The sequence below is a fragment of the Pedobacter sp. genome (assembly GCF_045627485.1).
Taxonomy (GTDB): domain Bacteria; phylum Bacteroidota; class Bacteroidia; order Sphingobacteriales; family Sphingobacteriaceae; genus Pedobacter.
On sequence record NZ_JAZQNU010000051.1, the window covers coordinates 1 to 2,256 of the forward strand.

The 2,256-nt window shown below is 41.2% G+C and carries 3 protein-coding genes; all 3 read right to left on the reverse strand.

What is annotated here, in order from left to right; genetic code table 11:
* Nucleotides 1-182: 182 nt before the first annotated feature.
* A complete protein-coding gene (locus tag ACR2F3_RS03930) occupies nucleotides 183-590 on the reverse strand; it encodes a VOC family protein (protein ID WP_432708676.1) in 408 nt (135 codons plus the stop codon).
* Between the two features lie 194 nt (nucleotides 591-784).
* Nucleotides 785-1,654, reverse strand: coding sequence for a sugar phosphate isomerase/epimerase family protein (locus tag ACR2F3_RS03935; protein WP_432708677.1), 870 nt, complete (start codon nucleotides 1,652-1,654; stop codon nucleotides 785-787).
* 43 nt (nucleotides 1,655-1,697) lie between these two features.
* Nucleotides 1,698-2,045 carry a nuclear transport factor 2 family protein gene (locus tag ACR2F3_RS03940; RefSeq protein WP_432708678.1) on the reverse strand — a complete coding sequence of 116 codons (348 nt, stop codon included), beginning with the start codon at nucleotides 2,043-2,045 and terminating at the stop codon, nucleotides 1,698-1,700.
* Nucleotides 2,046-2,256 lie beyond the last annotated feature (211 nt).

Here is a 2,256-nt window from a genome sequence, read left to right on the forward strand (position 1 = left end):
AAATACTGCCAACAAAACTGGTAGAAGAGTTCAGTGCAGGCGGTAGCCAACAGGCATTTGAAAAAGCAGGATATACTAATTTAAAGAATTGGAGCTACAAGGATATGTGGCAAATGATCCATATTCGTTACCAGCTTATAAAGCTTTATCGAATTATTTTCTCAATAAATTATGAGTAATATCTATGAATTCTCCATAGCGGTAGGATTCATCCATACAAATTCCCAATGGTGGCCATCGAGGTCTGCGAAGCTGTGCTGATACATAAAGCCGTAGTCGCTGGCAGGATTAGGCACTATTGCTCCCGCTGCTTCGGCTTTATTTACCATTTCATTAACGGCATCTTTACTATCGACCGATAAGCAAATAGAACACTCCACTGCCTTGTGTGCATCTACAATTTCTTTTTCAGTAAAAGTCTGAAAGAAAGGTCTTGTTAGCAGCATGACGAAAATGGTATCGCTAACGATCATACAAGTTGCTTTTTCGTCGGTAAATTGTGGGTTGAAGGTATAACCGAGTTTGGTAAAAAACTCTACAGATCTACTGAGATCATCAACCGGTAAGTTCACAAAGATTTGAGTGGACATAAGAATTTCTGATTAGTTCATACAAATGTACAGTAATGGGTTCTACATCAAGATGTGTAATTGCGACAAAAAAGGGGGCAATTGCGACTTATCTTTTCCTGGCCATTTCCCTGTAAATCGATCCTCACAAAATGCTCCCCGGGAATTACCCATCGAAAACCTTCTGGAAATGCCGAATCTCCTAGCCCCTTTGTCTAGGATTCAGCATACACTTCCGAAATCTGATTGGTCAGGTACTTAAACGAAATTGGGATATCCCTAACAGGGTCATTCGTATTTCCTTCTATGAAAATAAACCCATGATAGCCTATGTGTTTCAACGCCCGCAAATAAGGTCTGAAATCATCACCTGCAACACCCGGCAAGGAGCGCTTATCCTTTTCCGCGATTTCGCAGAAACCAATCAAATCGCCAGCAGCTATAATTTCTTCTGGGGATTCTCCTTCACGCAGCATGTGAAATATATCTGCGTTGAGCCTAAAATAAGGTTCATCCACCCTCCTCACAATATCGGCAGCTGCATTCAAAGTAGTCAGGAAATTAGTTTCAGATTTTTGCAGATTTTCCAGCAAAATGGTTACTTTATGGTTTGCTGCAACCTGACCCATTTTTTTGCATAGTACAACAAAATCATCCTTTGCCTTGTCCAAATCATAATTTTCCGGGATGTTCCTTGACCCAGAACTACCTAAAACGATATATTTGATACCCGCTTTACGAGCCATAGTAAGCACAGAATCAACGTAACCCAGTACTTGCCTTTCATTGACTGCGGGGCCTGCAATCTTAATGCTGCCTGGAAAAAACAAATTACACATCAGCACCCTACACTTTGCTGATTTTATATCTTTAAGATTCGTGCGCAATTCACTGTCAGACAATGAAGGAGAAATCATTTTCCGAACAGACTCACCGATCGAACGGAAGCCAGCTGCATAGGCAATGCTATCCTGTTTCAAACTGGTCACAATACCAATTCGTGGATAATCTGGCTTTTCAGAAACAAAGCCTAACGACAAAAAAATAATTACAGCTAGCAATACTAATCCTTTTCCTATGTTCATATCCTTTTATTTTAACTTATATGCGTTCCTACTTCACCAATAATTAAATGCTATAAAAGGCATTCATTTTATTAACCTTTCCTGCCTGATCAAAATACATCACTTCAATAGCCGTTTTATCTAAAACCGTTTTGTAGTAGAGGGCAACTGAGTAGACACCTTCGGTAACACATACTAGCTCAAAATGCAGATCGGGAAACTTGCTCAGTGCTGTGCCCCAATAATCCCTCAATGCCGTTTTGCCCCGCAACGCATTTTCATCTCTGCCAGTTGCTAGTCTGATCATCGGTGTAACGACTTCGACATCTTCAGAAAAGTGTGATAATATTGCTTCAATATCGTGGTCATTCCATGATCGCAACCATTGTTCTGCAAATTCTTTTGTTTTCATAACTGTCATCTATTAGCCTCTTTAACAAATAATCCATAGGCCCCTGCAATCAAAACCAACTGTAAGGGCACTCTAAACCATAGATAATTTACACCTGGCCTTATAAAGGCGCTCGACCCTGCGCTCAACCCCAAGGTCGGCAGCATCTCCGACGCACACCTCCAGGGAAAGCACACCACCTCGCTCTACGAAATGTACCCTCTCGGCACCG

Coding starts and splice junctions, on each gene's coding strand:
- ACR2F3_RS03930 (WP_432708676.1), bottom strand. CDS start 590: ATGTCCACTCAAATCTTTGTGAACTTACCGGTTGATGATCTCAGTAGA.
- ACR2F3_RS03935 (WP_432708677.1), bottom strand. CDS start 1,654: ATGAACATAGGAAAAGGATTAGTATTGCTAGCTGTAATTATTTTTTTG.
- ACR2F3_RS03940 (WP_432708678.1), bottom strand. CDS start 2,045: ATGAAAACAAAAGAATTTGCAGAACAATGGTTGCGATCATGGAATGAC.